Raw genomic sequence first — 24,581 nt, 5'->3', positions numbered from 1 at the left:
GCAGCTAGCTCAGAGTTCGTCAAGGAAATCTGCAAGCCTGTCCAACTGAGTCTCTAGGGCTGCATCGGGTTGCCGCGGCAACAATCCGATCAACTCCTCGTCGCCACGATTTCGGAGCGACGCCCGCACCTCTGCCGGTTCTACACCGATCGCAGCTGCGAGCGCGGCGACCATGTCGGGGGGTTCAACCAAGCCCGTAAGGGCCTCAAACCTCTCATGGCCCTGCAGTGACTCGTCTACGAGCCCAAATGCCGCTTCCTCTTTGTCTAGGTCGAGGTCGACGATGAGCAGATCACCCTGATGCGCCCCGAATGCTCGCGCCGCGGGGGCGAGGGAACCAACATCAGGACCGGTGACGCTCCATGGCCGCCAACCGAACCTGACCTCTTGGTGGGACGAAGTGAAAATAAGACGTCCACCGGGTCCGAGACCCAGTTGCGTCGCCAGTCCTATGTCGATCGCTTGGCCTGAACCTCTCAGCAAATCCCTATCTACTAGGAAGTTCGCCACTAGGCGAATCGGCGAAGGTCGGAAGACGCCACGAGTATGCCGTAGCGGCTTCGGCTTGAGTTTGAACTCTTCAAGGCGTCGCTGTCGGACGTGAGTTCCCTCAACGACAAAGGCCGGGGTGCCGAGGTAGCTACGCACCGAATTCTCCGAGACACCAAACTGCCCGACAAGCTCTTCAACTAGGGCAGCGGTGTCCGTCGTTCCCCCATCCCTCTCGATCCGCTCGATGATCTCCTCGACAATTCCCGAGTACTCTTCAAGGCCCCATTCCGCGAGCGCCCACTCGGTCATGTTCGTGCGATAGAAGCGATCGTCTGCCGCGAGAGCGTTCTTCACGCTCGTGACACTGCGGTCGCTCAAGAAATGTTCGAGGATTTCTTCAGCTGTGGCCGGCCTACCCAGCAGCGCGAGCACAACTTCCACCTTGTCAGGTATCGCCCCATACCAGCGGACCAAGCACCCTTGACCAATGTCTCGAATGGCATCGGTGCAGGAAATGACGTTGTCGAGGGCGGCCACTGGGACTCCCGCTGCGCCCAAGATGCCCTCTAGCTCATCCTTGTGAATCAGCGGCCCAGGAAGATCCCGGATAGCGGCCTCGACGACGCTCTTGGGACTCTCGCCCTTACGGACGAGCCAGCCATCTCGCTGAACGTACGGACCTGCGTGCCACAAGGCGACAGCGTGCTCTTCGGACTGATCGGAGAGCGCCAAAGTTGCTAGGGAACTCGCTAGCGGGACGCCGCTTCCCAGTTGCTGGCCAAGCCGGTGCGCACGCCACCGAATCGACTCGAATCCCTGGTCAGCTTCGATCGCGGCCGCCATAGTTTCCGTAACGCGCCTGTCCAGCTGACGGACGCGTTCTCGCGTCAAGTCAAATTCCTCGCCGATGTCGGCGAATGTTGGCTGCGCATCGGCCCCGAAAAAGTTCCTGGCCTTCCAGACCTCCCAATTCCGGTCGTCTCCAATGAGAGCCCGGGCTGCGGCAAGGGGATCCGCGGTATCAGGGCTGTCGTCGGCTTCCCCCACGTGAAGCGGCTGCGAGAGTAGCTCAACCGCCGCCTGCGTGACCTCGACGGGCAATAGCTCGAGGTCTGAGGCCAGGAGCTCAAGGAGCTCCTTCATCGTGGGTTGCTGCGGTCCTGTGATCGCCAGCCAGCGGCGGAGCGTGTCAATCGCTGTTGGTGCCGGGGTTGGCGCCGCTCGCCCCACGGGCGAAGAAGTCCCGCTGGCATCGTCCTGCTGGCCAACTTTCTCATCCGTTACGCCAGGCGAGGGATTCAGGGCTGCGGTACCGGAACGAGCTATCTCCTCAGCGTGTCTGAGGCACCAGTCAATGACTGCACGCAATGTCTTGTCACCGGCGTGCTTGAAGTCCCCGATCGTTCTCAGATCTAGCCGCCGTACTTGTTCCCAAGTCTCAACGCCCGCACGGAGCAAGCAGTTCTTTGTGCGAGTAGGCAACTCGGCCAGAGGAGCGGGTCCCTGACGGGAGACGAGGATGGGAATCAACTCGTCAATTTGCACCGCGTCCGTAGCCATGACGAACTCGATGACTAATTGGCGCGGGTCTGAAATGCTCTGTAGCCGCTCGAGCCATCCCGATTCGGCCGACTGAATGATTGGACAGATTGTGGTGAACAGCGTGGCCTGCTGCAGGCCCCGGGTGTCCTGCACTCCCTCGTCGGCTTCTGACATTCTCGTCCGTGCCTACAGCGCACAGACTGCACAAGCCGTGTCGTCGTTCTCGTCATCCAGCGCTCCGGCGAGTGCTTCGAGGACGGGAACGGCCGTGCGCACTTGGCGGACGCGGTCCATGGCGGCTTCATGTTTATCGAGAATCTCCTGGCCACGGGAGCGTAGTTGTACCAGGGTCTCACCGCCACTCCATGTGTATTGGCGGCCAGACATTGCACGTTCACTGAAGTCCGCGTCGCCGTCAACGCCGGCATCGAGCAGAACCTTCTGCTCAATAGCAATCGCGCGCTCGTAGAGCTCGGGGTGACGCTCGGCGAGACCGACCCACTCTGCCTTGCGTTGGAAGAAGCAGAAGTAGCAGCCCGAGCGCGTTCGCCATTCGTAGTAGTCGGGCAATCCGATGCCGGCGTCGTCGAGGATCTTCATGACACCGTCGTGGTCGACGCCGTCCTCGACGAACGGGAAGCGGCTCTCGATGTTCGGCTTCGTCGAGATGTAGCCCTTGCGGTTGGCTTCGTCGGCACGGATGGCCACATACGAGATTGCAGGCTCGTCGCCGATCCACGCCTCGATGGGCTTGATCTTCATCACCTTCGTGCACCAACGCATCTGAGGCGACGGCAGAGCGCCACGGAAGACTTCGAACCAGTGGTCGAACCCTCGCTCAGAGTTGAGGCGGGCGATCGGCTTGCCCAAGATGACCTCGAGCCGGGTGAGGAACTCATACGTCTCGGGCAATTCTGCACCGGTGTCACAGAAGAAGTACTCCATCTCGGGCACGCGATCCCTCAGGTACAGCGCCAACGCGCTCGAGTCCTTGCCACCTGAGATGCCGCAGATGTGACGTGTCTGATCAGCCATGCCCAATCGCCCTCCGTGGTGCCGAGTCCTGAGATGGGCCGATGTCGACTGCGTCGCCCTGTTCGAGGAGCCGCTTGCCCAGATCGGCAAGTGAAACATGGAGAGCGCGCTGGGGGGAGCCGATTTTCCCGGCCAGGTCTCCAAGCATCCGCGAGACAGCGTCACTCACGAGTGTGTCCTCGTCTTGAGCCACGTCGACGAGTCGCACAGCCTCGCTACCAGATGGATGCGTAACGGCTAGGCGCAGAGCGTTGAACGGCGTTCCTCCAACGGCTCGGTGCTCGGCGTGAAGTGCTCTGAGGCGATTGAACGCGGCCAGCCGACGCGGGAGTTCTGACCGCATGCTCGCCAGGTCGTCATCACTCCACTCCGTTGGTGCCTTCTTGGCGACCACCGTCGCGACGGATGCCATCCAGTCGTCATCGTCGTCGTATACCTCGTTTGACAACGCCAAGACGAATGCCCGCATCTCGCGATCGAGTACTTCATCGACGAGACCTGCAGCCGGACCGCTAACCGCGAGCCGCGTGCGCTCACCAGCGGATGCGAGCAATTCATCCCGAAGCTCGCCGAGCATCACACGACAGCGAGAAGTGAGTTCGTCGATGCATTGGGCAAGTCCATCGGCAAACGCCTCGAATACGCCTTTCCGTGAGTCCTGCCGCGTCTCCACGCCCCTGCGACCCGGTGCGATGGGCGCATAGCCGAGAGCGACGGGCAAGAGCTCGAAGAGCAAGACATCGGGCTCCGTTGCCTCGTTCAAGGCGTCTCGGACTGCGAGCGCATCGGCCGATAAGTGTGACGTGCGGCGCGCCCACTGCTCAAGGCCGCGCATCCGCCCAGCCAGGTAGAGCGTGACAGCGAGCACGTTGCCAACCCGGCGACCACCGAGACCCGCATCTATGCCGAACCGAGCCGCGAGCACGTCGAGTGCATCGCGGCGCCGGCCCGAGATGTTCGCGAAGTGTTTGATCTCGAAGTGCTCGGGATTGCGAACCATGCGCTCAGACAGCTCCGGAGAGAGACCGAGCTGGAAGGTGCCGTGTTCGTAGATCGCAATTCGGTCAGCTCGTGCCAAGAGTGCTGCCGTAACGATTACGGGGATGACGCCGACCTTCACCCCATACGGCGGTGACGCCAGAGTGACGTACAGGTCCCGGATGTTGAGTCGTGATTTCTTCGCAGACTCGAATGCCCCCTCAATCGCCTCCCAGGCCGGTGCGAGGCGAATCTGCTCAATCTGCTTGAGCTCCTCAGAGGCCTTGCTGTTGCTGCGGATGCGCGGCTTGCCGAACACCGGATCACCGCCAGCCCTCTTTGGACGATGCAATCCTGCGTGCTTTAGTCCAGCCTCGTACATCGCAACCTCAGGTCCGTAGCCCTTGAAGCCGAGTCGGTATTCGTTACTGCGCTCGATCATCGCTTCGAGGAGGATGCGGCGGGCCTTCGCGCCTTGTGAGGTCAACTCCGAACGGTTCAGCATCTCGTTGGGCACGCGTGGCGTCTTGGGGTAGGCAAGGTCGGCGGCTTCCGACAGCGGCGCACTTCCCCGCCCTGGGCTGAGAGGCACGCCCTCGCCGCAGTCGAGCAGCCTCCACCGGCAGGCATCAGTGCTGAACGCCGACGACACTGCCATTTCCAAGCGCGAGCGTGCCGAAGCCAACCGCTCACTGATTTCGCGGCGAGCGACCCAATCGGCTTCGACCTGCGGTGTTGTGAGCACGTCGCTCAGCGCTGCTACCTCACGCGCAGCGCTGTCTAGCTCTTCGACGTCCTCCGGCAGAGCCACGACTACGGGTCTTGAGCGCAATGTCCATTCCTGATCCGATGAGCTCTTGGCGTGACTGACTGAACTCGTAGCCGTATCCGCCAACGACGGAATCTCGCCATCGGCGCTGGTGACGAGCAAGAGGTTGCCGTCAACCGCGTCAAGTGCAGCGGGTGGCTCAACGGTCTCGTCGCCGTGAGCGAACCGACGCCTGAACAGCCGCACCGTTTCGTTCTGAGCGCTGTGACGAGCAGCGACCATGGGTTCGAGCGTGTGCACTGCTTCGAGTACGTGGTGCAATGGCCGGTCGGCGATCCGATCAAGAGCTGCCGCCGTCAACTCAGCGACGTTGACGTCCGAGCCTTGCCAGATTCGATACTCGTCGGCAAAGGCTCGGTATGTCACCAAGCCCCGCTCTTCGAGGCCCGAGAGCACGTCACTCGATGATGGGTCGACAAGCTTCAGGACGGACGCGCTGGCCCGTACCGCGCCAGATGCCGACACCAAGTTCAAGAGCGCTACTGACTTGACGAGACGCTGCTCAGCGTCAGTAAGGCCATTGGCATCACGCAGCCGGCTTGCGATTTCCATCCAACGTCCCGAGCGCCCGGCGACACTCACACCGGCACCATCGGTGCCCATGAAGTAGTCGTACACAGCCTCGGGGCCGACCGACGGAAGTTCGCCTGCACCGTCTATGTCGATGCCAGAAGCAAGCGTCGCGACTGTGCCTGACTCGTTGCCAGCCAAGAATGAGAACAGCGTCCGCTCGTGCTGCCCGAACCGATTGCACAGCTCTGGCAACACCAGTGTCGAGACAGGGTGCAGGGGCCAGCACGACGCGATCGCGGCGGGATCGCTGAGATCGGCGATGCCTGCGGACGCAAGTGTCTGCGCATGCGACTCGGCCCAAGCGTCGATACGCGGGCGAATGGCCTCACCGATCTCAAGTGCTTGGGCGATCAGCGCACGCGTCTGGGCTGCCGACTCGGTGAAGGCGATGTCGACGAATCGACCCTGAACTTTCGCCCAATCGCGGCGTCGACGGTCATCGACATCGGCGAGGTACTCCTCGAACGACAGGTGCTGGAGCGTGATGACAAAGATCGGCAAGCCAGTGCCCTGACCGGCTTCTGCCAGTCGCTGCAGGAGGTAGGTGTCGCTCGACTCGTCGTCTCGGGCTGCTTCGAGGTTCTTCCCGAATTCGTCGATGACGATGAGCAGCGGCGCCAGCGATGCCATGCAGCGTGCGATGTCCACGAGTTCGCTGACAGATGGATCGACCGGATCCTCCTTCCGGCCAACGCGTCGCTGAGCAAGCTTGAGCACAGAAGAAGCCGGGAAGTCGGCAGAACCGGGAACTTCGCCGTGACGGCGCACCACGGCCCGATGCAGCCCGCGCAGCACGGTGCGCGCCACTGGTTCACGGTCGGCGGTCACGAGCGCCCGATAGAAGCCTTGTGATCGGGCGCGGTGATTCGACAGTGCCTGAAGCACTGCATCCTCGGCGGTTGTCGAGGCTTCTGAGATCTTGTCGAGAGCGCGTTCACGGCCGATACCCGGCGGCCCGAAGGCCGCGTCGAGCAGGAGGCCCAGCGACGACTTTCCTGAGCCGTACGGGCCGGTAACGGACCAAGCGCCTCCTGCTGGTCCTGAGGCCGCGTCGGCGACGCGACTCACAACGTCGAGCGCCCTCGAAGTGACGACGTACCCGTCGAGGGACTCGGTGCTCTCGGCGTCGCGTTCGAAGTTTGCCGATCGCGCGAACTGGCTTCGCACGGCCAGCACGTCTGCCAACGTCGTCACCGCCGTCTCCTCGGGTTGCGCTTCTGCTGCAGGGTGTCAAGACGGGTCAACGCGTCTTCCGGCTCGTTACTGTCGGCCGTCTCGCTCACGTAGCCCGACGGTTCATCGCCTCGCAGCCCTGCGACAGGATCTGCGGGGGCAACGCCGAAGTGCTCGGACATCAACTCGGCAGCGACCGCGGAAGGATTGCCCTTCCACGACAGCTGAGGTACCCCTGTCGGAGTCGCCAGGTCGAGCGAGTCCGAGGCTTCGACTGCGGGCGTCAATGCGGCCGTCAAATCGGTGGCACTCAGCTTGAACACACTCGCCGGCGAGCCTCGTTCTGCCGCAATTCGTTCGAGCGTGATCGTCTGACCGGTCAGCCCGATGCGCGCGATCCAGTCGAGCACGGCGTGTGCTGCGACTGCCGACGCCAGCGTGGGCTTGGGACCCAGCTTGTAGCGATGGGCTCCCGTCGCCTCAGAGCGGCCGACCAGGCGCAGTTCCCGCAGTGGGCAGTCAGCGGCGTCATCAAGCGTCTCTCTGCCGACACGCGTCGTCGGTGCGTAGGTTCGCATGAAGGCGCTGAGGTCTTTCTGGACTGCGGACTCGCTCGGCTCCTTCCAGTCCGGCACGGCGCGCAGCTGTGTCATGACGGTCCTGTTGAGGTCCTCCAGCTCGAACTCAACCGCATTGAAGTCGCAGAGCGCCAGCCACCAGACAGGCAACCTGCACGGCTGAGCCAGCATCCGCCAGTGCAGCAGCCACAGCGTGCCTGGGTCTTCCATCCACGGGTCCCAGCCGCCATCGCCGAACAGCGCCTCTCCGAACCGGGTCGGCACGACGATGTTCGGCTTGCGATTCGATGCCGCTTCGGGATCAGGCGTTTCCGTGACGACCTTCGCGGCCAGTCCCCAGAAGCGAATCGACCGGACCATGTTCTTGCCGACACCCAGTCGCACCGGAGCGTCTTCGCTCGCAAACACGTAAGGGTCGCGTGACGCCGCGACGTAGGCCTTCCTGAACCAGCCGTAGCGAGGGTGGAAGGTCTCGTGGCGTGCGAACACCGGCTGTGCTGCTTCGCTCAACTGCATGTCATGCCACCTCGGAGGTCATGAGGCGAACGTAACGAACGGCTGTGACAACCTCTCGGGCGGCGACTTCGATTTCGGCAGCAGTTGTGAAGCGGCCGAGGCTGAACCGGACCGACTCGAAGGCTGCTTCCCGTGAGAGCCCCATCGCCGTCAGCACGGGAGATGGCTCGATGGCGCCCGTGCTGCAAGCGCTCCCCGCCGACGCTGCGACGGGATCCATGTTCACCAGCACTGCATCGGCATCGGCTCCGCAGAATCGCAGGTTCGCGGTGTTGGGCAGGCGTCGCTCGACATCGCCGTTCTGCACGACGTCTGCCAGTTCGCCTTCCAGCGCTGCCACGAAGCGGTCACATAGTGCGCCAACTCGCTCGGCCTCGGTCGGCTGCTCGTCAGCGGCGATCTCGGCTGCGACTCCCAATCCGACGATGCCCGCCACGTTCAGTGAGCCCGAGCGAAGGCCGCGCTCGTGACCGCCGCCCCACACCGTCGGATGCAGTGCCGCGAGAGCCTCCCGGGTTCCCACCATTGTTCCCACGCCTGTCGGACCGCAGATCTTGTGGCCGCTGAGCGAAACGAGATCGCATCCCAGCGCCGTCATGTTGAACGGGAGGCGCCCCACCATCTGTGTGGCGTCGCAGTGGAAGAGTCCGCCGGCTTGATGAACCAGGTCGGCAATCTCGGCGATCGGATTCAGGACGCCCGTTTCGCTGTTGGCGGCCATGACCGACACCAGCAGCTCGCTCTCGGTCACCTGCACCAAGCCCGCCAGCGGTTCCAGATCGACGAAGCCTCCCGGCGTCACGGGCGTTATCTGCAGATGGCAGCGGCCGGCCGCGGCGAGCGCCTCAGCCGTCCGTCCCACAGATGCGTGCTCGACCGCCGAGGTCACGAGTGTCGGCCGGACGCGACTCAGGGTCTCAGAGTCAGCGGCAGCAAATCCGACGAGTGCCAGATTGTTGGCTTCTGTCGCGCCCGCAGTGAAGATCACCCCACCAGGTGGCCCATCCACTAGCTCGGCCACCTGTTCGCGAGCCTCGCTGACCGCTGCATCCTGCCGCCGGCCGAACCGATGAGCCGATGATGCGTTGCCGAACCCGTCGGTCATGGCCTTCGCCACCGCTTCGGTCACCCGTGGATCGCAGGGCGCGGACGCGTTGTAGTCGAGATAGATCTCGTTCACTCAAGACCCCGGACCGGTAGCGGCATCAGCCTTGCGGCGAGCGTAAGCCAAGCACCTCCACAACCCATGGACCCAGCGGATTTCGCGCCGCGGCCCGATCTGGGCGACCACGACGGCCTGCGAAAACAGACCAACAGCCACACCCGACGGTCCGCACAGGTACAAAAAAGGGACCCCGTGCGGTCCGGGGCCCCGTTGCCGCGGTACTTCGGTTGCATTCGGCGCATGCCTACTAACCGAACCATTCGACACCTGAAGCATAGCCAGCCCCGCGCTATCGGAGCAGCAAGATTTCGTTGCGGAAACTGCAGCCAGCATGGGTGGTTGCATCGGCGCGGGGTGTCACGTTGCAGACACCGGTCATCGCTATGGCCACATCGGCGAGTGATTGGTCGCCTTCTATGCAACGCCTGCGAACGCCCGATAGGAGATCCGCTACCTGGAGCGGTTCGGAGGTGTGGGAGGCAGCGAAGTACACACCACGATGAAGCGGCAGCTTGTTCGTCGCGATGAAAGACGCCACCGAGGAGCTCGTATGGGCATCGAGGTGGTGGCTTGAGCGATCGACCACGACAATGCCGATTGAGTTCTCAAGCTCGCACTCGACCGAGAAATGCTCTGCCAACACCTGCGCCTGCAACGGCAGGGCGGTCCCGAGCGCCATCGAGTGCTTCAGTCGGGACTTGTCAATCCCCGCCGTGTACACGGTGCAACCGAGCCCGCCGATGATCCGCAGCACTTCCGCGACAAAGCGCCGGTTCTTGCTGCGACGCCAAGGGTTGGGCTTCACGATCTGGTGCGACTTGAGTTCCCATTCCGACGGGTGACCCCTGTTCGGAAAGAACCGTGCCTTTGCACCCAGCAGCCTTCGGGCGAGCGACGGCACATGCACAGACGGAATCGACAGGCCACCGAGCACGACGGCGCGCGAGGGATGGCTCGCGTCGGGCTTACCCGAGTCATCGAGAAAGAGAAGACGTGTGCTCACCGGAGTTGTCGCGGTGCATCCCAAGGTCGGCTGGTGAAGCCAAGACGCTAGTTCCTGCGTTGCGGATCCGAGCCGGAATTTCGGAGCAAGAACGCGCCTTGGCAGGTAGCTGAGAAATGCGCCAAATCGTGGAATCGCCAAGGCAGAACCGCAGGTCAGAGCGTTGCAGGCACGCTGGAAACCGTTCTTTTTCAGCAGCCTGCCAGCGGCTGTTCCTGAATCTGCGCGATGAACGGCTCCGGCTCGTCGGAGTCCCAGCTCGCTCGGTCGACCACGACGGGGTTGATATCAACTCGAAGGTCCTGCTCCACCTTGCGGCAAGCCTGGCGGATCGTCCGGAGCGACGCTGTGCCGATCACCACGACGTCGACGTCGTTCGGGAACGGACCCGGTTCGCCTTCGAGTCGCGCAGCCCACGAACCGAATACGAACGCCTCGTGGACTCCGTCGATCCCCCGAAGCGCATCGCCGAGGCGTCCCACCACGCCAACGGTTTGCATGAGGATGGAGCGCAGTTCGGGCGCCCACGGGAGGCTCCAATTGGGGCTGACCAGCCTGTTGCGGCCCAGTAGACGAGTCACCACGAGACCGTGCTGCGCCAGGCGTGCTACTTCTCGACTTGCGGTTGCCTGCGCGACGCTTGCGCGTTCCGCGAGTTCCCCGATGGAGACCTCTGCACCAGTGCCCGCAAACAGGACGCCGAGCAGACGAAACTGCTGGTCGGATCTGAAGAGCGGAGCCAGAGCCGGCGCTGTTTCACTCACATACTCGATTATATCATTGAGAGTGTGAGACAATGCCGGCTGCCGCAGCCACAGCGGAGAACGCGAAATATAGGAAGTGACTTTCGTTATCCCGCGTAAGCTCACTCGGCGCGGGCTACCGGAGAAGGATGCCGCAGCGAAGGATGCTCTGGCGCGGCCACGGGCTGGCGGCGCTACCGCTACAACCTCAACCCCATAGGCCCGAACGGCACGAATCGCGGGAATCAGTCGGTGTCGCCGGTCATGAGCAGATGGACTTCAGCCCGCTGGTCCGCCGGCTTGACGGCATCCATGAGCATCTCGACGGCGAGGTTCACGTCGGTCTGCTTCTCGGTCTCGAATTGACCTCGGCACCGCAGTGGCGCTAGCCATCTCGCACAACCCATCTGTATGGTGGCTCCCAGAACCGTTTTGGCGGGTGACTGCCAAGAGTGAGAAACGCCCTCCACGTCGCTGGAGGGCGTTCCTGCGCATGAGGTGGATCATCACCCACAGCAAGGGAGCGCACTATGCGGCTGGACGAGATCACGGCGGAGGACCTGACACCCGATCAAGCGGCGGTGCTCGACGCCATCCGCAGCGGGCCGCGGGGCACATCGGGCCGGGGACCGAAGCTGCGAGGCCTCGCCGGGCCCTACGGGGTATGGGTGCGGGCACCCAGCGTGGGCATCGAGGCCCAAGCACTCGGCGCTGCCGTGCGCTTCGCATCATCGCTGCCCGAGAGCGTCAAGGAAGCCGCCATCTGCACGGTCGGAGCATTCCACCGGGCCAAGTTCGAGTTCGCTGCCCATCGCATCCTGGGACTCGAGGCCGGACTCGACCCAGCCGATCTCGAAGCCCTGCGCGTCGGCGACTCGCCGAACTTCACCGGCCACGAAGCCACCGCGCACGCCGTCGCCGCCGAACTCGTGAACGACCACCGTCTCAGCGACGCCACCTACGCCGCCGCCCTCGACGCCTTCGGCGAAGCGGGCCTCGTGGAACTCGTCACCACCGTCGGCTACTACTGCCTGATCTCCCTCACCCTCAACGCGTTCGAGATCCCGCTGCCCGCCGACTGGGACGACCCCTTCGCAGACGAGGCCTGACCTCCCGGCGAGCATCAGCAGGCGCCTCGGCCCTCCAAAAGCGGTGAATAGAACGGGAATAGAACCAGCAGCGATAGTCCATAGCGCGAAACCGCAGGTCAGGACGCTGTTGCGAACACTTGTAGGTACCCCGAATAGAACCGGAATAGAACGGGGTAAGCGAGAACGCAGGATCGCGGACTCGTCGGCGGGGATCATCCGCGGATGACTGTGCAACCGACATGAGCGGGTGCAGCCGCCGCCCGCGCGACCTGGTGCCGCGGACCGATCAGCGCTGCGGCGATACTGGCAGGCGATGACGCCCGAGGAGATTGAGCGCCTCGCTCAGCGAGGCGAGTCCGAGACCGTCGAGTTCAAGGCGACCACGGGCCAGCGGCACGAGGCAGTCAAGACGCTCTCCGCGATGCTCAACGGCCGGGGCGGCCAGGTGATCTTCGGGGTCAACCCGAAGGGCAACGTCACTGGCCAGCAGGTAGGCGAAGACACCCTCACTGACATCACCAACGCATGCCAGGAGATTCACCCGCGGTATCCCCCGTCGATTGATCGAGTCCCTCTCCCCGACTGTGCCGGCCGCGAGGTCATCGTGGCAGGGGTTCCGTCCGGCACGCGCAAGCCATGCGCCTATCGCGGTCGTCACTATGTGCGCGCTGGGGCTGCGACCCTCGACATGCCCGAGGAGACCCAGTTGTCGCTGGTGCTGGAACGGGTTCACGGCACGGCGCGGTGGGAACTCGAGACATCGGGACTCGGTTTCGAAGCAGTCGACGAACGCGAAGTGCAGCAGTTTCGAGACGACGCCATAGCAGCGGGGCGTGCTGCTTTCGATGCAGATGCCTCGGTGCCTGACGTGCTGCTGGCGCTCGGCCTCTTGGATGGCGAAGGCTTGCCGAACCGTGGTGCCATCGCGCTCTTCGGACGTGTCGGGGAGTTAGGCGGTCGCTACCCGACACTCGGCTGCCGGCTCGTGGTCGTGGACGGCACAGAGCTTGCAGACGAGCTCCGCGACGATGTGCTCGTGAACGACAACGTGTACGCCTCACTGCGCAAGGCAATGGCGTTCTGCGACCGGCACTTGAGTTGGCGTACACAGATCGGCAGCGGCCTGCAGTCCGAGACCGACTCGGAGATCCCGCGGGCCGTCGTGCGTGAGGCACTGGCCAACGCCTTCGGCCATCGCGACTACGCAGTTGCCGGACTGGTGCAAGTACGGCTGTATGCCGACCGCCTCGAGGTGTCGTCGCCCGGGCAGCTGCATTTTGGCCTCACCCCCGCTGACCTGTACGTGCCGCACAGTTCGCACCCGTGGAATCCGGTGATGCTCGGCTGCCTGTACCGGCGAGGCATCGTCGAGCAGCTGGGCTCGGGAACGTTGCGCATGATCCGAAGGTGCGCCGAGGAAGGCCTCGGCCGCCCGGTCTTTGTGGCCGGCGCTGCGTCGGTCGCCTGCAGCGTGCCGCGCTGGGGACACTGGCTGAGGCCGGACGGGACGAGCGTGGAGGTCTCCAAGCTCGAAGCGGCGGTGCTGTCGGCGCTGATCGTCGGCCCTGCTTCGCGGGGCGAGCTTGCCGATGCGCTCATGGCCGATGCAGCCGACGTGCGCGAAGCGCTCGTCGAACTGCGAGAAATGGGCCTCGTTCGGGTCGAGGGTCACGGCCGAGGTTCGTTCTGGCTGCTCGACACTCCCTGAATGGAACCCGAGCACCCTGCCCATGACGCGATGCTCCGGGCCAGAGGCGTATTGCGAACATTTGTAGGTACCCCCGAATAGAACCGGAATAGAAACGAAGCGGCGGAATCGCACGGGAACAGGCGGCGCGCGCCTAGGTTCGGGGCAGTACGGAGCGGGACGGCCTGGGAGGGCGGGTGAGCGAGGCAACTGACGCTGAAGAACGCGAGGTGATGGACTGGCGGCGTTACGGCGTGGCCGTGCGGGAGCTGGCGCAGATGATCGCCGACGACGGCTACCGGCCCCAGATGATCCTGGCCATCGCCCGCGGCGGGCTGTTCTGTGCGGGCTCGCTGGGCTACGCGCTGTCGGTCAAGAACATCTACGTCATGAACTGCGAGTACTACACCGGCGTCGACGAGCGCCTCGAAGTGCCGATCATGCTGCCGCCCACCCCCGATCTCGTCGACCACCGAGACTCGGACATCCTCATCGCCGACGACGTGGCCGACACCGGCCACACGCTCAAGCTGGTGTACGACTTCTGCCTGCCGCGGGTGCGCAGCGTCCGCACCGCCGTGCTGTACGAGAAGCCGTGGTCGACGGTCAACTGCGACTGGGTGTGGCGCCGCACCGACTTGTGGATCAACTTCCCCTGGTCCACCGAGCCGCCCATCGTCACCGACGAGCAGGCCCGAGCCTGACGCAGGCGTCGGCTGAGGCTGCCTAGGTCTCGTCGCCGCAGTCGGAGCACTCGCCGTACAAATCGAGGCTGTGACGCAGGGGTGTGAAACCCGCCTCGCCCGCAGCGCCGACAAGCGCTCGGTCGACCTCGTCCTCGAGCTTGCCGTCGAGGCGCATGTCCTCGATGGTCCCGCACGACACGCAGATCAGGTGATGGTGATGCCCGAGCAGCGACTCGGCCAGCTCGAAGTGGGCCCGATCGCCGCCGGCGCTGATGCGGTAGACGATGCCCCCCTCCCGGAGAGCGTCGAGATTCCGGTACGCCGAGCTCTGGGGCAGTTCGGGAACCAGCAGCACGATGTCGCGCAACGTCAGCGGCCGCTGCGCCGTCGCAAGCACGTCGACGAGGGCACGCCGCCCGCCCGTGTAGCGCTGACCGGAGACGGCCAAGCGCCGCCCGACTTCTTCGTGGAGTTGATCGAGATCCTTCGGAGGCTCCATCTGGCTTTCCCGGTCAGGCTGGCAAACAGATCAGCGGGGCGACGGCAGGCCGCCCCGGGCGGTCATAGACGTCGGGCGTGCTGGTGCTCTGCCTCGTGGTCATGGTCGTGGTGGTGGCCGTGGTGGCTGCCTGGCGGCGCAAGCTGGCCGTGACGGGCCTGCGAGACAACGCCGACATACGGGCTGTGACCGGGATCGCCTGCCTCGTGGGCGTGGGCGCTCTCCATGATGAACTCGTGCTCGGTGCCGTCGTGGGCCACCACTGCGCCGCCGAATGCCGCCGTCAGGTGCGCATCGGTCAGCACCTCATCGGGAGGCCCGTCGGCAAGCACCATCCCCTTCAGCAACAGAACACGATCACAGCGTCGTGCCTCCTGCAGGTGGTGCGTCGACATCACCACGAGGTGGCCGGCCGCACGCTCAGCCTCGATCACCTCGAGAATGGTCGTCTGGCTCGGCAGGTCCAGGCCGGTGATCGGCTCGTCCAAGAGCAAGCAGTCATAGTCCGACGCGAGCACCATCGCCACCATCACTCGCTGACGCTGGCCCCCGGAGAGCTCGCCAAACGATTTGTGGCGGAGGTGTGCAACGTCGAGCCGCTCAGCAGCAACGCGAACCGCTTCCTTGTCGCTGCGACGAAACCGTTTGAGCAGCCCGCGACTGCGGTATCGCCCGATGGTCAGCACCTCTTGCACAGTCATCGGCATGAAGGGATGCGGTTGGTGATGCTGGCACACAAACCCCACCTTGACGTCGCCGGCCGATTCCAATCGGCCCGACGTCGGGCGTTGCAACCCGCTGAGCACCCGCAGCAAGGTGGTCTTGCCGCTCCCGTTCGGACCCATGAGTGCGACCGACGACGGGCCGTCGAGCTTCAGATCGCCTGTCTCGAGCACATGGCAGGACCCGAACGAAACACGGATGTCGTGGAGATGAAACAGGGCCTGCCTCGCTTCGATTTCGAAGGTGCTTGGGTTACCAAGCCTCGATAGGGTAGCTGAAACTGATTCTCATTCTCACAATCTGAGGTGAGGCGAGAGCGCCAGCGGGGCTCTTCCGCACTTGCATCGGAGCATACGGGAGGCACACATGACGGTCGAAGCGGTCGCGAATCGACAAAGGCCTCGGCGGATCCGCCGAAGCGGATTGGTGGTAACGGTTGCCGCGGTGCTGTTCGCAGCAGCTTGCACCGGCACCGACAGCGACACCGAGGCGGTTGACGCGACGGACGCATCGTCGACGGTGCCTTCGGTGGTCGCTACCACGGGTATCTGGGCCGACGTGGTCAGCAACGTGGGCTGCGACGACAGCGTCTCGGTGACCACCCTCATCCCGCAGGGCGGCGACCCGCACACATACGAGCCGTCGTTGCGAGACCGCGAGACGATGGACGCAGCCGATTTGGTGGTTGCGAACGGCCTCGGTCTCGAGGAGCGCCTTGAGGACACGCTGGAAGCTGTCGCAGCCGAGGGCGTGCATGTGTTCGAGGTCGCCGAGCACATCGACACGATCGAATTCGAGTTCAGTGGTGGGCACGACGACCACAGCCACGGCGAAGAAGACGGGCACGACGACGACCACGAAGGCCACGACCACGACGACGAAGACGGACACGACGACGACCACGAAGGCCACGACCACGACGACGAAGACGGACACGACGACGACCACGAAGGCCACGACGACGAGGACGGGCACGACGACGACGATCACGAAGGCCACGACCACGACGAGGAAGACGGGCACGACGACCACGAAGGCCACGACCACGACGAGGAAGACGGGCACGACGACCACGAAGGCCACGACCACGACGAAGAGGACGGGCACGACGACCACGACGAGGAAGACGGGCACGACGACCATGACGACCACGCCGGTCACGACCACAGCGGTGGGGACCCACACGTTTGGTTCGATCTGCAGCGTGTCGCAGGTGTCCTCGGCGAACTGGCCGACGAACTGATCCATGCCGGCGCCGATGCCGACACGGTCAACGGCTGCCTGGATGCCTACCGTGAGGCGCTGGCCGAAGCCGATGCCGAGGTCGCCGGAATTCTCGACGCAGTGCCGGCCGACCGGCGCATCATGATCACCAACCATGATGCGTTCGGCTACTTCGCCGACCGCTACGGCTTCGAGGTCGTCGGCACGGTGATTCCTTCGCTCTCCACGACAGCGGAGACCAATCCTGCGCTGCTGGAGGAGCTCGCCGAGATCATCGAGCACGAGGGTGTGCCTGCAGTGTTCTCCGAGACGACGCACTCTGACGTCGATATCCAAGCCTTGGCTACCGCCGCAGGGGACATCTCCGTGGTGCAGTTGCTTACCGGCAGCCTCGCGCCGGCAGGCGAAGACGGCGACACGCTGATCGGCATGCTGAGGTTCAACGCGCAAGCAATAGCCGACGCATTGGGCTGAGAGCCGTAGCGTTGCAACGACACCACCCCTAGCCAGGGGCGAACCGACCACCAGCCCACCAGGGGGATGACATGACGTTCCTCACCGATCCGGTGGGCTGGTGGATCGAGCCGTTCACCTCCAACCCCTTCATGACCAAGGCGCTGGTCGCGGGCCTGCTTGCTGTGCTGACCACCTCGATGGTGGGCACATGGGTGGTGCTGCGGAGCTTGAACTTCCTCGGCGACGCCTTGGCGCACGGCGTGCTTCCGGGCATCGCGATCGCATTCATCGTGGGATTCGACACGGGCCTCGGCGCGCTGGCCGCTGCCGTCGTGATGGTGAGTGCCATCTCGTTCATCCCGCGCATCTCGCCGCTGTCGGAGGACACGTCCATCGGCGTGCTCTTCGTGGGATTGCTGGCGCTCGCCGTGGTGATCATGTCGTCGGGGGCAGCTGCCGGCAGCGGTGACATCGAACGCTTCCTGTTCGGCTCGATCACCGGAGTGCAGAACGCCGATCTCGTGCGTCAGGCGGTGGTTGCTGTGGTGGCTGTCGGCGGTGCGGTCGTGTTCTACCGGGCGTTCTTTGTGATGACGTTCTGCGAGGTGCAGGCAGAGATGGCCCGGCTGCGCCCGCGCCTCATGCACGGTGTGCTCATGGCGTTGCTGGCCGTCTCCATCGTGGGTTCGTTCCAAGTGGTGGGAAGCCTGCTCGTCATGGCCTTCCTGATCGCTCCTCCGGCGACCGCCTCGATGTTCGTGCGACGTGTGCCGCTCATCATGGTCGCAGCGGTGCTGATCGGAGCTCTGTCGGTCTATCTCGGGCTGCTGCTGAGCTATCACCACCGGCTCGCCGGCGGGGCATCGATGGCGTTGACGGCGGTGGCGATTCTGTTCGCCACGATGCTGATCAGAGCCCTCGTGCACGCGTTGCGGCCGGCACCGCCGGACGACGCACTGCCCGTGCAGATGCTCGCCGACAGTCGCTGACCTGTTGTCCCGGGCAACAGCGGCCGGCTGCTACTCGCCGTCGGTGAAGCTCGTGTAGATGGTGGGGTTCTCGAGGTCGGCAAGCTGCTGGTTGCGGTGATTGACATCGGCCAGCAATTCAGGATGTGAGAGCACCCAGAAACGCCGTTCGTACATCGCCTCGATGACCTTGGCGGCCACCTGTGCGGGGTCCATGCCCCGCTCCAGCGCAGCGGCGATGTTGGCGTTGCGGCGGCGGGCGTCGGCAGTTTCCGTCGGTGCTTCGCCTTCCGGCCGGGGCCGCCGCTCGCGGCGCAGCTCTTCGGGCCGGTTGCGCTGGGCGGTGGCGATGTTGGTCCGCACCACGCCCGGGCACAGCACCGATACGCCCACATCGGCGTTGCGGTCGCGCTGCATCTCGAGGTGCAGCGTCTCCATGATGGCCACCACGCCGTACTTGGCCGCGTTGTAGGGGCCGAGCCCCGGCACCGACATGAGCCCTGCCACCGAGGCGGTGCTCATGATGTGGGATTCCTCCGCCTCGATGAGGTGGGGCAGGAAGTGATGCACTCCGTGGATCACGCCCCACAGGCACACGTCCACCACCCATTTCCAGTCGACAAGCTGCTGGTTGCGGATGAGCCCTCCCCCGCCGACGCCGGCGTTGTTGCACACCATGTGCACGGCGCCGAAGCGGTCGAGGGTGGCCGCCGCGAGCGCTCCCACCGAGTCGGGGTCGGTCACGTCGGTGATGACGCCGAGTGCCTCGACGCCGTGGTCAGCGACCTCAGCCTCGGCGGCACGCAACGGGGCCTCCTCGATGTCGGCGAGCACCACGTTGGCACCCTCGCCGGCAAAGCCCAATGCCAAGGCCTTGCCGATGCCCGATGCCGCCCCGGTCACCACCGCGACGCGTCCGGTCATGGTTTCCATGTCTGTCCCCCTGTGTCGGTTGGCCCGAACCCGGCGGCGCTCAGGCGTTGAGCTGCTCGAAGCGCTCCATGACGTCGAGATACTCGCTGATCATCTCCTCGACGACCCGCGTGGCCGAGATCGACTCGTTGAGCTGCCCGACCACCTGGCCGACGAAGTAGTTGGCCAGCTCCACCGCGCCCTTGTTGGAGGGGTTCATGGCCGCTCGGTCGATGCGGCGGCTGGCGGCGCCGATCAGCATCGGCTGCAGCGGCATCGGGAGCGTCCCCGGCGAGTTCTCGCCCTCCCACTCGTCGGTCCAGGCCGAGCGAAGCTGGCGGGCAGGCTTGCCGGTGCGCGAGCGCGAGCGAAGCGTGTCCGACGAGCCGGCCGCCAGGAACTTCTCCTTCACGACGGGGTGCGTCTCGGCCTCCTGGGTGGTGAGCCAGACCGACCCGCACCACACACCCTGGGCGCCGAGCGCCAGCGAGGCGGCCACCTGGCGGCCGTTGCCGATGCCCCCAGCGGCCAGCACCGGCACCGGTGCGATGGCGTCCACCACTTCGGGCACCAACACCATCGTGGCGATGTCGCCGGTGTGGCCGCCGGCCTCGTGGCCCTGCGCGATCACGATGTCGACGCCTGCGGCGACATGGCGCTCGGCGTGCACCTTCTTGCCGGCCAGCGCCCCCACCAGCACGTCGTTGTCGTGAGCGCGCTCGATCATGTCGGGAGGCGGCGGGCCGAGTGCGTTCACGGCCAGGCGGATCGGGTACGAGAACGCCACGTCCATGAGCGGCACCGCCTGCGCGTAGGTCATGGGCGGCTCGGAGTCGCCGGCGATCGCCCCGGGTTTGTCTTCGGCCGGCAGCGGCGGGACGTCGTAGCGCTCCATCATGTCGTCGAGGAACTCACGGTGCGCCGGCGGGATCATCGCCTTGAGGTCCTTCACCGACAGTTCGCCTTCAGACTTGCCCTCGTACTTGGCGGGCACGATGATGTCCACGCCGAAGGGTCGGCCGCCCACCTCGTCGGTGATCCAGCCCATGTCGATGTCGAGCTGCTCAGGGGTGTGACCTGCTGCGCCGAGCACGCCGAAGCCCCCCGCCTTGGTCACCGCCGCCACCACGTCCCGGCAATGGGTGAACGCGACGATCGGAACGTCGCAGCCCAGCATCTCGCACACAGGTGTCTTCATGCCCCGAAACTACCGGCGCAGCACTCTCCCCCGCAGCGCACACACCTCCTGTCGGACTGGTGCGGATCGCCTCGCTTGGTCAGGCCAATCCCAAGAAGACGACCAGAGCGCGGCCCAGCCGTGTCATGTCCTCATCACCGAGCCGACCGATGTGTTGGCCGAGCCGGGACCTCGGAACTGCGGCGACCTTGTCGACCATCAGGCTCGAGGGCCGCTCGAGGCCATTCTCGTCGTCAGGCTCCACGGGCAGCCGAAAATACGGCGCTGCGGTCTGTTCAGTCGTGAAAGCACAGATCGTGACCGAAGCCGTGGTGTCGAATCTGTCGTCTTGGATGATGACAACGGGCCTGGGCTTGCCCGCGTACTCGCTGCCGCCTGCTGCCGTCCATACTTCGCCGCGCTTCATACGTCGAGATCGGAGATGGCATCGATGAACGCCTGATCGTCAGCCTCGCCAGCGCTCTGCGCCACCGCTGCACCCTGCCTGCGAGCCTCTTCGGCGAAGTCGGGGTGCCGCGTGTCAATGACCCACATCTGGATCGGTCGCAGACCCTGCTCGCGCAGCTTCTTGCGATGCCTGCTGACTCTGGTCGCCACCCCTGAAACGTCCTGCTGCTTCGCCACGTCTCCATCTTAGGCAGACAGCGTTACATGTAACACCGTGCATTTCGCCGCAGAGGTTCAGGGCACGTATGCGACGAACAGACGGGGTGCCGCTGGCGAAGTCGGATCAGAACTGTCACCGTCGCCTGGGTCAGCGATCCGAGGCGGCGTGGAGGGCTGCAGCATCGCGACGAGGTAGTCGGCGCCGACAGCGAGCCTGACATCGGCCCCCGAATCGCAGGTGTCGAATGCCTCGGGAAGTGCTTGCCAGCCCCAGTCGACGCCGTCTGCGGACCATCCGACCCACGGCCAGAACTCCGGAAAGACACCCGCGGCCCATCCCGACTGCGTCCCCTGCCGCTGCACCAAGACACCAGGTCGGCCGGAGGTCCACCAGCATTGCCCGAACACCGGCTGGAGGTCGAAGGCATCAAACGTGACAAGCTCATCGGCCGTATCGGGATCGTCGAACACCAGCTTGTACGACAACCCTTGACCCTGCTGATGCGTGCCCGCAGGCGTGTCAGGGCCGTCGAAGAGGCGGCTCTCGAACACGTACACCGCCCTCTCCGCACTGAGATCCCAGAGCGTCATGCCGCCGGACGGTTCGTCGTAGCGCAGTTGGTAGCCGTTTTTCGCGGCATACCCGGCCCGGGCGTACGACCATCCATCGGGCATCGACAACGTGGCAAACGCCACGAGACCTGCTGGTCCGGCCTGTAGCTGATCGATGGTGCTGAGGTGCTCGAATACCGCCGTCTCGACAGGAGGTTGGTCGGCAGACTCGCGGGTAACGCGCACCCGCCCCCGCTCGGAGCCTTCCCTCCATGATGACCAGACGAATCCTGCCGCGTCGATCGCTGACGCTTCTCGATGAGTGCCCTCCGCGTACTCGTCGAATGGTCCCTTTCGCCATTCGTTGCCGTCAGGCGAGCTCAGCTTCCTAGGGGATTCAGTCGTCACGATCAGGACGACTCCATCGGAGGCTGGCCCCGGTGGCGCTTGTGGCTGCGGTGCGACGTGTGACCAGTCATCGGTCAGCAGGATGAAGCCCGCTTCGGTCCACCGCCCGACCGCTTCCGAGCCGCCTGATTCCGCCTGGTGCATAAGGGTCGTGCCGTCACCACCGAAGAGATGAATGCGAGCGTCGCTCTGGTCGCGCTCGATAGCGACAATCTGCTCCGCGCTGAGCGCGAGCTCGGTGTAGGTCAGGATGACTTCAAACTCCTCCGCAGCACTGTCGTCATTCGCCGGGCGGCGAAACTCAACCGCGATCGCGTCGTCGTCCAGCGTCCGATACACCATGAAGGCACCATCGGGGATCAGACCTCGATCCGCAAGCAGCGACTCGAGGTCGAAAGTCGAGAAGCTGAGTACAGCTACGACAACCTGACGGCCCGACGCGAACACGTCCACTACCCGCATTGACCGGGATGCGTAATCCGGGGGCTGCTCGTCCGGCATTGAAGCGAGCGTCGCCTCGATCCAGCTCGCACCACGGTCGTCGCTGACGAACACATCGCCGAAGACCTCAGCATCGCCGCGATGGATGCCGGGGGGCGCGCCGATGAGCACCCACCGATCACCGCTCGCGTCCACGGTGAGCGGTACCACACCCTCGGGCAACGGCAGCGCGCTCCACTCTTGACCGTCGTCAGTGACGCGAATGGCGAATGCTCCGCCAGGCAGGCGACCGCCGACCGCGACGCGCCCGTCGCTCGTGGTCTCCACGAACGTCGCAGACTCGAGCCCGAGGTCGACCTCAGCCCACTGCAGAATCGGACCGTTCGACAGATCAGCAGGCGTCGGGACGTCCCCGTTGCTGGGCGCGCACGCCGCGAGGATCAGCGCAGCCGCAGCGATGAGAAGCAGGGCGGAGCGGCAGCTCCGTCCGCGAGTGCCCAAGAGGTTCACGGCACTCGGGCGATGAACCAGCGCTGCTCTCGGGCGACTGTGCTCGCCACGACCGCTCCGCCGTCAGCGGAACCGCCTTCACGGAGACTGCTCGTTCCTAACGGCTCGAAGACGTGTACGGAGGCGACCACGAAGTCTCCGCCCACGGCGACGGTTACATGTGCATCAACGTCGCCGATTCCGAACGCCTCTTGGACGGTCTGCCAACCCCAGGCCGTGCCATTGGCCGACCATCCCACCCACATTTCCGGGCTGTGGGAGTCCAGAGTCTCCATCTGATCGCCGAATACGGCTTCGAGATCCTCCATCGTGAACGTCACGAGGTCCTCGCCCGTGTCAGGATCCTCGAACGTCAGCTCGAAGACATCGCCTTCCTCGACTTCGCGCACGCCCTCTGGAGGCTCAGCGCTCTCGATGATCTCAGGGCCGAACACGTACACGGGTGAGTCGGCGGTGAGATCCCACAGCGTGATCCCGCCCTCCGGCTCGCCGTAGCGGAGCTCGTAGCCGTCCTTGGCCACCCGACCGACCGGCAGTCCAGAATCGTCGGAACCTCCTCCAGAGAGCTCAGGACGGGACGGCATTGCTGTCGCGGCAAGGCCTGCAGGCCCCACGCTGAACTCCCCGAAGCGACTGAGGTCGCCTAGCCACGTTGTTCGGACATCGTTGCCGCTGTCGCTCCAGCGCGTGAGGGAGCTGCCCCTTCCGTCCGAACTGGTCATCCACACGGTGCCGTCTGGCTCGAGAACCGCACCGCTGAACCAGCCTTGTGCCGACGACAGATCGACAGCATGGCTGTCCCACGCCCGGCCATCTGCCGAGGTGAACATCGTGAGTCCGTCTCGGCCGGAGTCGACCAAGAGTGCAAAGCTGTCATCGGTGCCGATGCCGCCGGCCAACCAACCGTCGACGACGGCCGTTTCGGCGAGTTCAGGGCCGGAGCCCGAGTACACGCAAATGGACCCCGGTTCGTGCGCTCCTTCGATGATCGCCATCTGCTCAGCCGACAATCCGAGTTCGTCGACCGTGAATGTCAGGGGTTCGGCGGACACCCCCGAAGCACCGCCTGGTTGAGCGCCATCGGAGGCAGATTCTTCAAGCACATCGAAGCTCATATCGAAGCCGAATCCGTCACCGGCGATGGAGATCCAATGTGGGCGTGTGCCTGGCGGCAACAGGCCGCGGTCGCGCAACAGCGCTTCGAAATCGAGGGAGAAGTGTGTTCTGACGACTGCAACGACGTGCGGGCCCGATGTTGCAACTGCGGCGACGCTCGAGTGAGCGATGGTGTGCTCGGGCAAGTCGGGCGGGTCCACCCGAAGTCTCGCTTCGGTCCAGCTGACACCTCGGTCGTCGGAGACGTAGATCCGGCCGCTGAAGTCGGCGTCGCTCGGATCTTCGTGCGACCATCCAGCAACCGCCCACCGTTCACCGGTCAAGTCGAAGGCGTGCGGCGACACAGCCGCTGGCAACGACACGACCGACCAGTCGGAGCCGTCTGAGGTGCTGACGAGCAACGACGCCCCTGCCGACGTTTCTTCACGGATCACGACCCGGCCGTCGCCAATCGAGGACAGCCCACCGAATCCGCTGACGCCCGGATGGAACTCACTCCACTGCAGCAGCGGCCCAGTGGACGCGCCCTGGGGTGTGGAGACCCCGGCATTGTCGTCATCGGTGATCGCTGTGGCGTCGATGCGATCGGACTGGGCTGCCGATTGCGAGGAAGCGTCTTCGCCGGCGACTGTCTCAATCCGCTCGTCGGCGTGTTTGTCCGCTTCGGTGTCGACCGCCTGGTTGGCGTCGTCGCTGCCTTCAGCCGCGACCACGCCGCTCTCGCCGCCTCCACACCCCGTCAACGCCCACGCCGTGGCCACGATGCCGAGCAACGCAAGCAGCCGCCCTGCTGCTCTCGTGAGCCGCTGACGAACCACCGAGTCAAGCCTACGTCTGGGCTTCTCACTGGAGGTGTTGCGGCGGCAGTCCAGATGTC

General features: G+C 64.7%; 20 protein-coding genes. 5 read left to right on the top strand and 15 right to left on the bottom strand.

Annotation, left to right across the window (positions count from 1 at the left end; genetic code table 11):
- Window positions 1-9: 9 nt before the first annotated feature.
- From ACOGXQ_RS18460 to ACOGXQ_RS18430, 7 genes are all read right to left on the bottom strand, one after another.
- Window positions 10-2,208: a hypothetical protein gene (locus ACOGXQ_RS18460; RefSeq protein WP_419945068.1), complete on the bottom strand. Its 2,199-nt coding sequence runs from the start codon at window positions 2,206-2,208 to the stop codon at window positions 10-12.
- A 12-nt stretch (window positions 2,209-2,220) separates the two neighbouring features.
- Complete coding sequence (locus tag ACOGXQ_RS18455; RefSeq protein ID WP_419945067.1) at window positions 2,221-3,069, bottom strand: phosphoadenosine phosphosulfate reductase family protein; 849 nt, start codon at window positions 3,067-3,069, stop codon at window positions 2,221-2,223.
- Entirely contained in the window at window positions 3,062-6,643 is a 3,582-nt protein-coding gene (locus ACOGXQ_RS18450) for a hypothetical protein (RefSeq protein ID WP_419945066.1), read from the bottom strand. Before ACOGXQ_RS18450 ends, ACOGXQ_RS18455 begins: the two co-directional genes overlap by 8 nt.
- Entirely contained in the window at window positions 6,640-7,716 is a 1,077-nt protein-coding gene (locus ACOGXQ_RS18445) for a DUF4007 family protein (RefSeq protein WP_419945065.1), read from the bottom strand. The genes ACOGXQ_RS18450 and ACOGXQ_RS18445 overlap by 4 nt, the downstream gene beginning before the upstream one ends.
- 1 nt (window position 7,717) lies before the next feature.
- Window positions 7,718-8,896 carry a cysteine desulfurase family protein gene (locus ACOGXQ_RS18440; protein WP_419945064.1) on the bottom strand — a complete coding sequence of 393 codons (1,179 nt, stop codon included), beginning with the start codon at window positions 8,894-8,896 and terminating at the stop codon, window positions 7,718-7,720.
- 274 nt (window positions 8,897-9,170) lie between these two features.
- On the bottom strand, window positions 9,171-10,025 hold the full coding sequence (locus ACOGXQ_RS18435) for a DUF3800 domain-containing protein (protein ID WP_419945063.1): 855 nt from the start codon (window positions 10,023-10,025) through the stop codon (window positions 9,171-9,173).
- Window positions 10,026-10,075: 50 nt separating this feature from the next.
- On the bottom strand, window positions 10,076-10,648 hold the full coding sequence (locus tag ACOGXQ_RS18430; protein WP_419945062.1) for a MarR family transcriptional regulator: 573 nt from the start codon (window positions 10,646-10,648) through the stop codon (window positions 10,076-10,078).
- A gap of 509 nt (window positions 10,649-11,157) precedes the next feature.
- On the opposite strand from ACOGXQ_RS18430, the gene ACOGXQ_RS18425 reads away from it, so the two are divergent.
- The 3 genes from ACOGXQ_RS18425 (at window position 11,158) to ACOGXQ_RS18415 (ending at window position 14,109) form a co-directional block, all read left to right on the top strand.
- Window positions 11,158-11,736: a carboxymuconolactone decarboxylase family protein gene (locus tag ACOGXQ_RS18425; protein WP_419945061.1), complete on the top strand. Its 579-nt coding sequence runs from the start codon at window positions 11,158-11,160 to the stop codon at window positions 11,734-11,736.
- 295 nt (window positions 11,737-12,031) lie between these two features.
- The gene (locus tag ACOGXQ_RS18420) at window positions 12,032-13,426 is read left to right on the top strand and encodes an RNA-binding domain-containing protein (RefSeq protein WP_419945060.1); all 1,395 of its coding nucleotides are present in this window, start codon (window positions 12,032-12,034) and stop codon (window positions 13,424-13,426) included.
- Window positions 13,427-13,638: 212 nt separating this feature from the next.
- Window positions 13,639-14,109, top strand: a complete 471-nt coding sequence (locus tag ACOGXQ_RS18415; RefSeq protein WP_416246710.1) for a phosphoribosyltransferase — start codon at window positions 13,639-13,641, stop codon at window positions 14,107-14,109.
- Window positions 14,110-14,131: 22 nt separating this feature from the next.
- Here the strand turns inward: ACOGXQ_RS18415 and ACOGXQ_RS18410 are convergent, their stop codons facing one another.
- Both ACOGXQ_RS18410 and ACOGXQ_RS18405 read right to left on the bottom strand, forming a co-directional pair.
- Window positions 14,132-14,590 carry a Fur family transcriptional regulator gene (locus tag ACOGXQ_RS18410; RefSeq protein ID WP_419931265.1) on the bottom strand — a complete coding sequence of 153 codons (459 nt, stop codon included), beginning with the start codon at window positions 14,588-14,590 and terminating at the stop codon, window positions 14,132-14,134.
- Window positions 14,591-14,652: 62 nt separating this feature from the next.
- On the bottom strand, window positions 14,653-15,486 hold the full coding sequence (locus ACOGXQ_RS18405) for a metal ABC transporter ATP-binding protein (protein ID WP_419945059.1): 834 nt from the start codon (window positions 15,484-15,486) through the stop codon (window positions 14,653-14,655).
- A gap of 193 nt (window positions 15,487-15,679) precedes the next feature.
- Between ACOGXQ_RS18405 and ACOGXQ_RS18400 the strand changes: the two genes are divergently transcribed.
- The gene (locus tag ACOGXQ_RS18400; RefSeq protein ID WP_419945058.1) at window positions 15,680-17,011 is read left to right on the top strand and encodes a metal ABC transporter solute-binding protein, Zn/Mn family; all 1,332 of its coding nucleotides are present in this window, start codon (window positions 15,680-15,682) and stop codon (window positions 17,009-17,011) included.
- A 71-nt stretch (window positions 17,012-17,082) separates the two neighbouring features.
- Entirely contained in the window at window positions 17,083-17,982 is a 900-nt protein-coding gene (locus ACOGXQ_RS18395; RefSeq protein ID WP_419945057.1) for a metal ABC transporter permease, read from the top strand.
- Window positions 17,983-18,012: 30 nt separating this feature from the next.
- On the opposite strand, the gene ACOGXQ_RS18390 is transcribed toward ACOGXQ_RS18395, so the two are convergent.
- The 6 genes from ACOGXQ_RS18390 to ACOGXQ_RS18365 form a co-directional block, all read right to left on the bottom strand.
- On the bottom strand, window positions 18,013-18,894 hold the full coding sequence (locus tag ACOGXQ_RS18390) for an SDR family NAD(P)-dependent oxidoreductase (protein WP_419945056.1): 882 nt from the start codon (window positions 18,892-18,894) through the stop codon (window positions 18,013-18,015).
- A gap of 40 nt (window positions 18,895-18,934) precedes the next feature.
- The gene (locus tag ACOGXQ_RS18385; protein WP_419945055.1) at window positions 18,935-20,071 is read right to left on the bottom strand and encodes a nitronate monooxygenase; all 1,137 of its coding nucleotides are present in this window, start codon (window positions 20,069-20,071) and stop codon (window positions 18,935-18,937) included.
- Window positions 20,072-20,150: 79 nt separating this feature from the next.
- Window positions 20,151-20,477: a type II toxin-antitoxin system PemK/MazF family toxin gene (locus ACOGXQ_RS18380; RefSeq protein ID WP_419945054.1), complete on the bottom strand. Its 327-nt coding sequence runs from the start codon at window positions 20,475-20,477 to the stop codon at window positions 20,151-20,153.
- Window positions 20,474-20,695 carry an antitoxin MazE family protein gene (locus tag ACOGXQ_RS18375; RefSeq protein ID WP_419945053.1) on the bottom strand — a complete coding sequence of 74 codons (222 nt, stop codon included), beginning with the start codon at window positions 20,693-20,695 and terminating at the stop codon, window positions 20,474-20,476. Before ACOGXQ_RS18375 ends, ACOGXQ_RS18380 begins: the two co-directional genes overlap by 4 nt.
- Before the next feature lie 57 nt (window positions 20,696-20,752).
- Window positions 20,753-22,588, bottom strand: a complete 1,836-nt coding sequence (locus tag ACOGXQ_RS18370; RefSeq protein ID WP_419945052.1) for a hypothetical protein — start codon at window positions 22,586-22,588, stop codon at window positions 20,753-20,755.
- Window positions 22,585-24,522, bottom strand: coding sequence for a hypothetical protein (locus ACOGXQ_RS18365; RefSeq protein ID WP_419945051.1), 1,938 nt, complete (start codon window positions 24,520-24,522; stop codon window positions 22,585-22,587). Before ACOGXQ_RS18365 ends, ACOGXQ_RS18370 begins: the two co-directional genes overlap by 4 nt.
- Between the last annotated feature and the right edge of the window lie 59 nt (window positions 24,523-24,581).

It is taken from the genome of Candidatus Poriferisodalis sp. (assembly GCF_965208485.1).
Lineage (GTDB): Bacteria > Actinomycetota > Acidimicrobiia > Acidimicrobiales > Poriferisodalaceae > Poriferisodalis.
Note: the sequence above shows the minus strand (reverse complement) of the source record. Positions and strands in the feature narration are given on the sequence as shown.

What these genes read in the sequence shown, in the direction of transcription:
- ACOGXQ_RS18385 (WP_419945055.1), bottom strand. Translation starts at nt 20,071, where the DNA reads ATGAAGACACCTGTGTGCGAGATGCTGGGCTGCGACGTTCCGATCGTC.
- ACOGXQ_RS18420 (WP_419945060.1), top strand. Translation starts at nt 12,032, where the DNA reads ATGACGCCCGAGGAGATTGAGCGCCTCGCTCAGCGAGGCGAGTCCGAG.
- ACOGXQ_RS18400 (WP_419945058.1), top strand. Translation starts at nt 15,680, where the DNA reads ATGACGGTCGAAGCGGTCGCGAATCGACAAAGGCCTCGGCGGATCCGC.
- ACOGXQ_RS18380 (WP_419945054.1), bottom strand. Translation starts at nt 20,477, where the DNA reads ATGAAGCGCGGCGAAGTATGGACGGCAGCAGGCGGCAGCGAGTACGCG.
- ACOGXQ_RS18395 (WP_419945057.1), top strand. Translation starts at nt 17,083, where the DNA reads ATGACGTTCCTCACCGATCCGGTGGGCTGGTGGATCGAGCCGTTCACC.
- ACOGXQ_RS18445 (WP_419945065.1), bottom strand. Translation starts at nt 7,716, where the DNA reads ATGCAGTTGAGCGAAGCAGCACAGCCGGTGTTCGCACGCCACGAGACC.
- ACOGXQ_RS18390 (WP_419945056.1), bottom strand. Translation starts at nt 18,894, where the DNA reads ATGGAAACCATGACCGGACGCGTCGCGGTGGTGACCGGGGCGGCATCG.
- ACOGXQ_RS18455 (WP_419945067.1), bottom strand. Translation starts at nt 3,069, where the DNA reads ATGGCTGATCAGACACGTCACATCTGCGGCATCTCAGGTGGCAAGGAC.
- ACOGXQ_RS18410 (WP_419931265.1), bottom strand. Translation starts at nt 14,590, where the DNA reads ATGGAGCCTCCGAAGGATCTCGATCAACTCCACGAAGAAGTCGGGCGG.
- ACOGXQ_RS18415 (WP_416246710.1), top strand. Translation starts at nt 13,639, where the DNA reads ATGGACTGGCGGCGTTACGGCGTGGCCGTGCGGGAGCTGGCGCAGATG.
- ACOGXQ_RS18460 (WP_419945068.1), bottom strand. Translation starts at nt 2,208, where the DNA reads ATGTCAGAAGCCGACGAGGGAGTGCAGGACACCCGGGGCCTGCAGCAG.
- ACOGXQ_RS18425 (WP_419945061.1), top strand. Translation starts at nt 11,158, where the DNA reads ATGCGGCTGGACGAGATCACGGCGGAGGACCTGACACCCGATCAAGCG.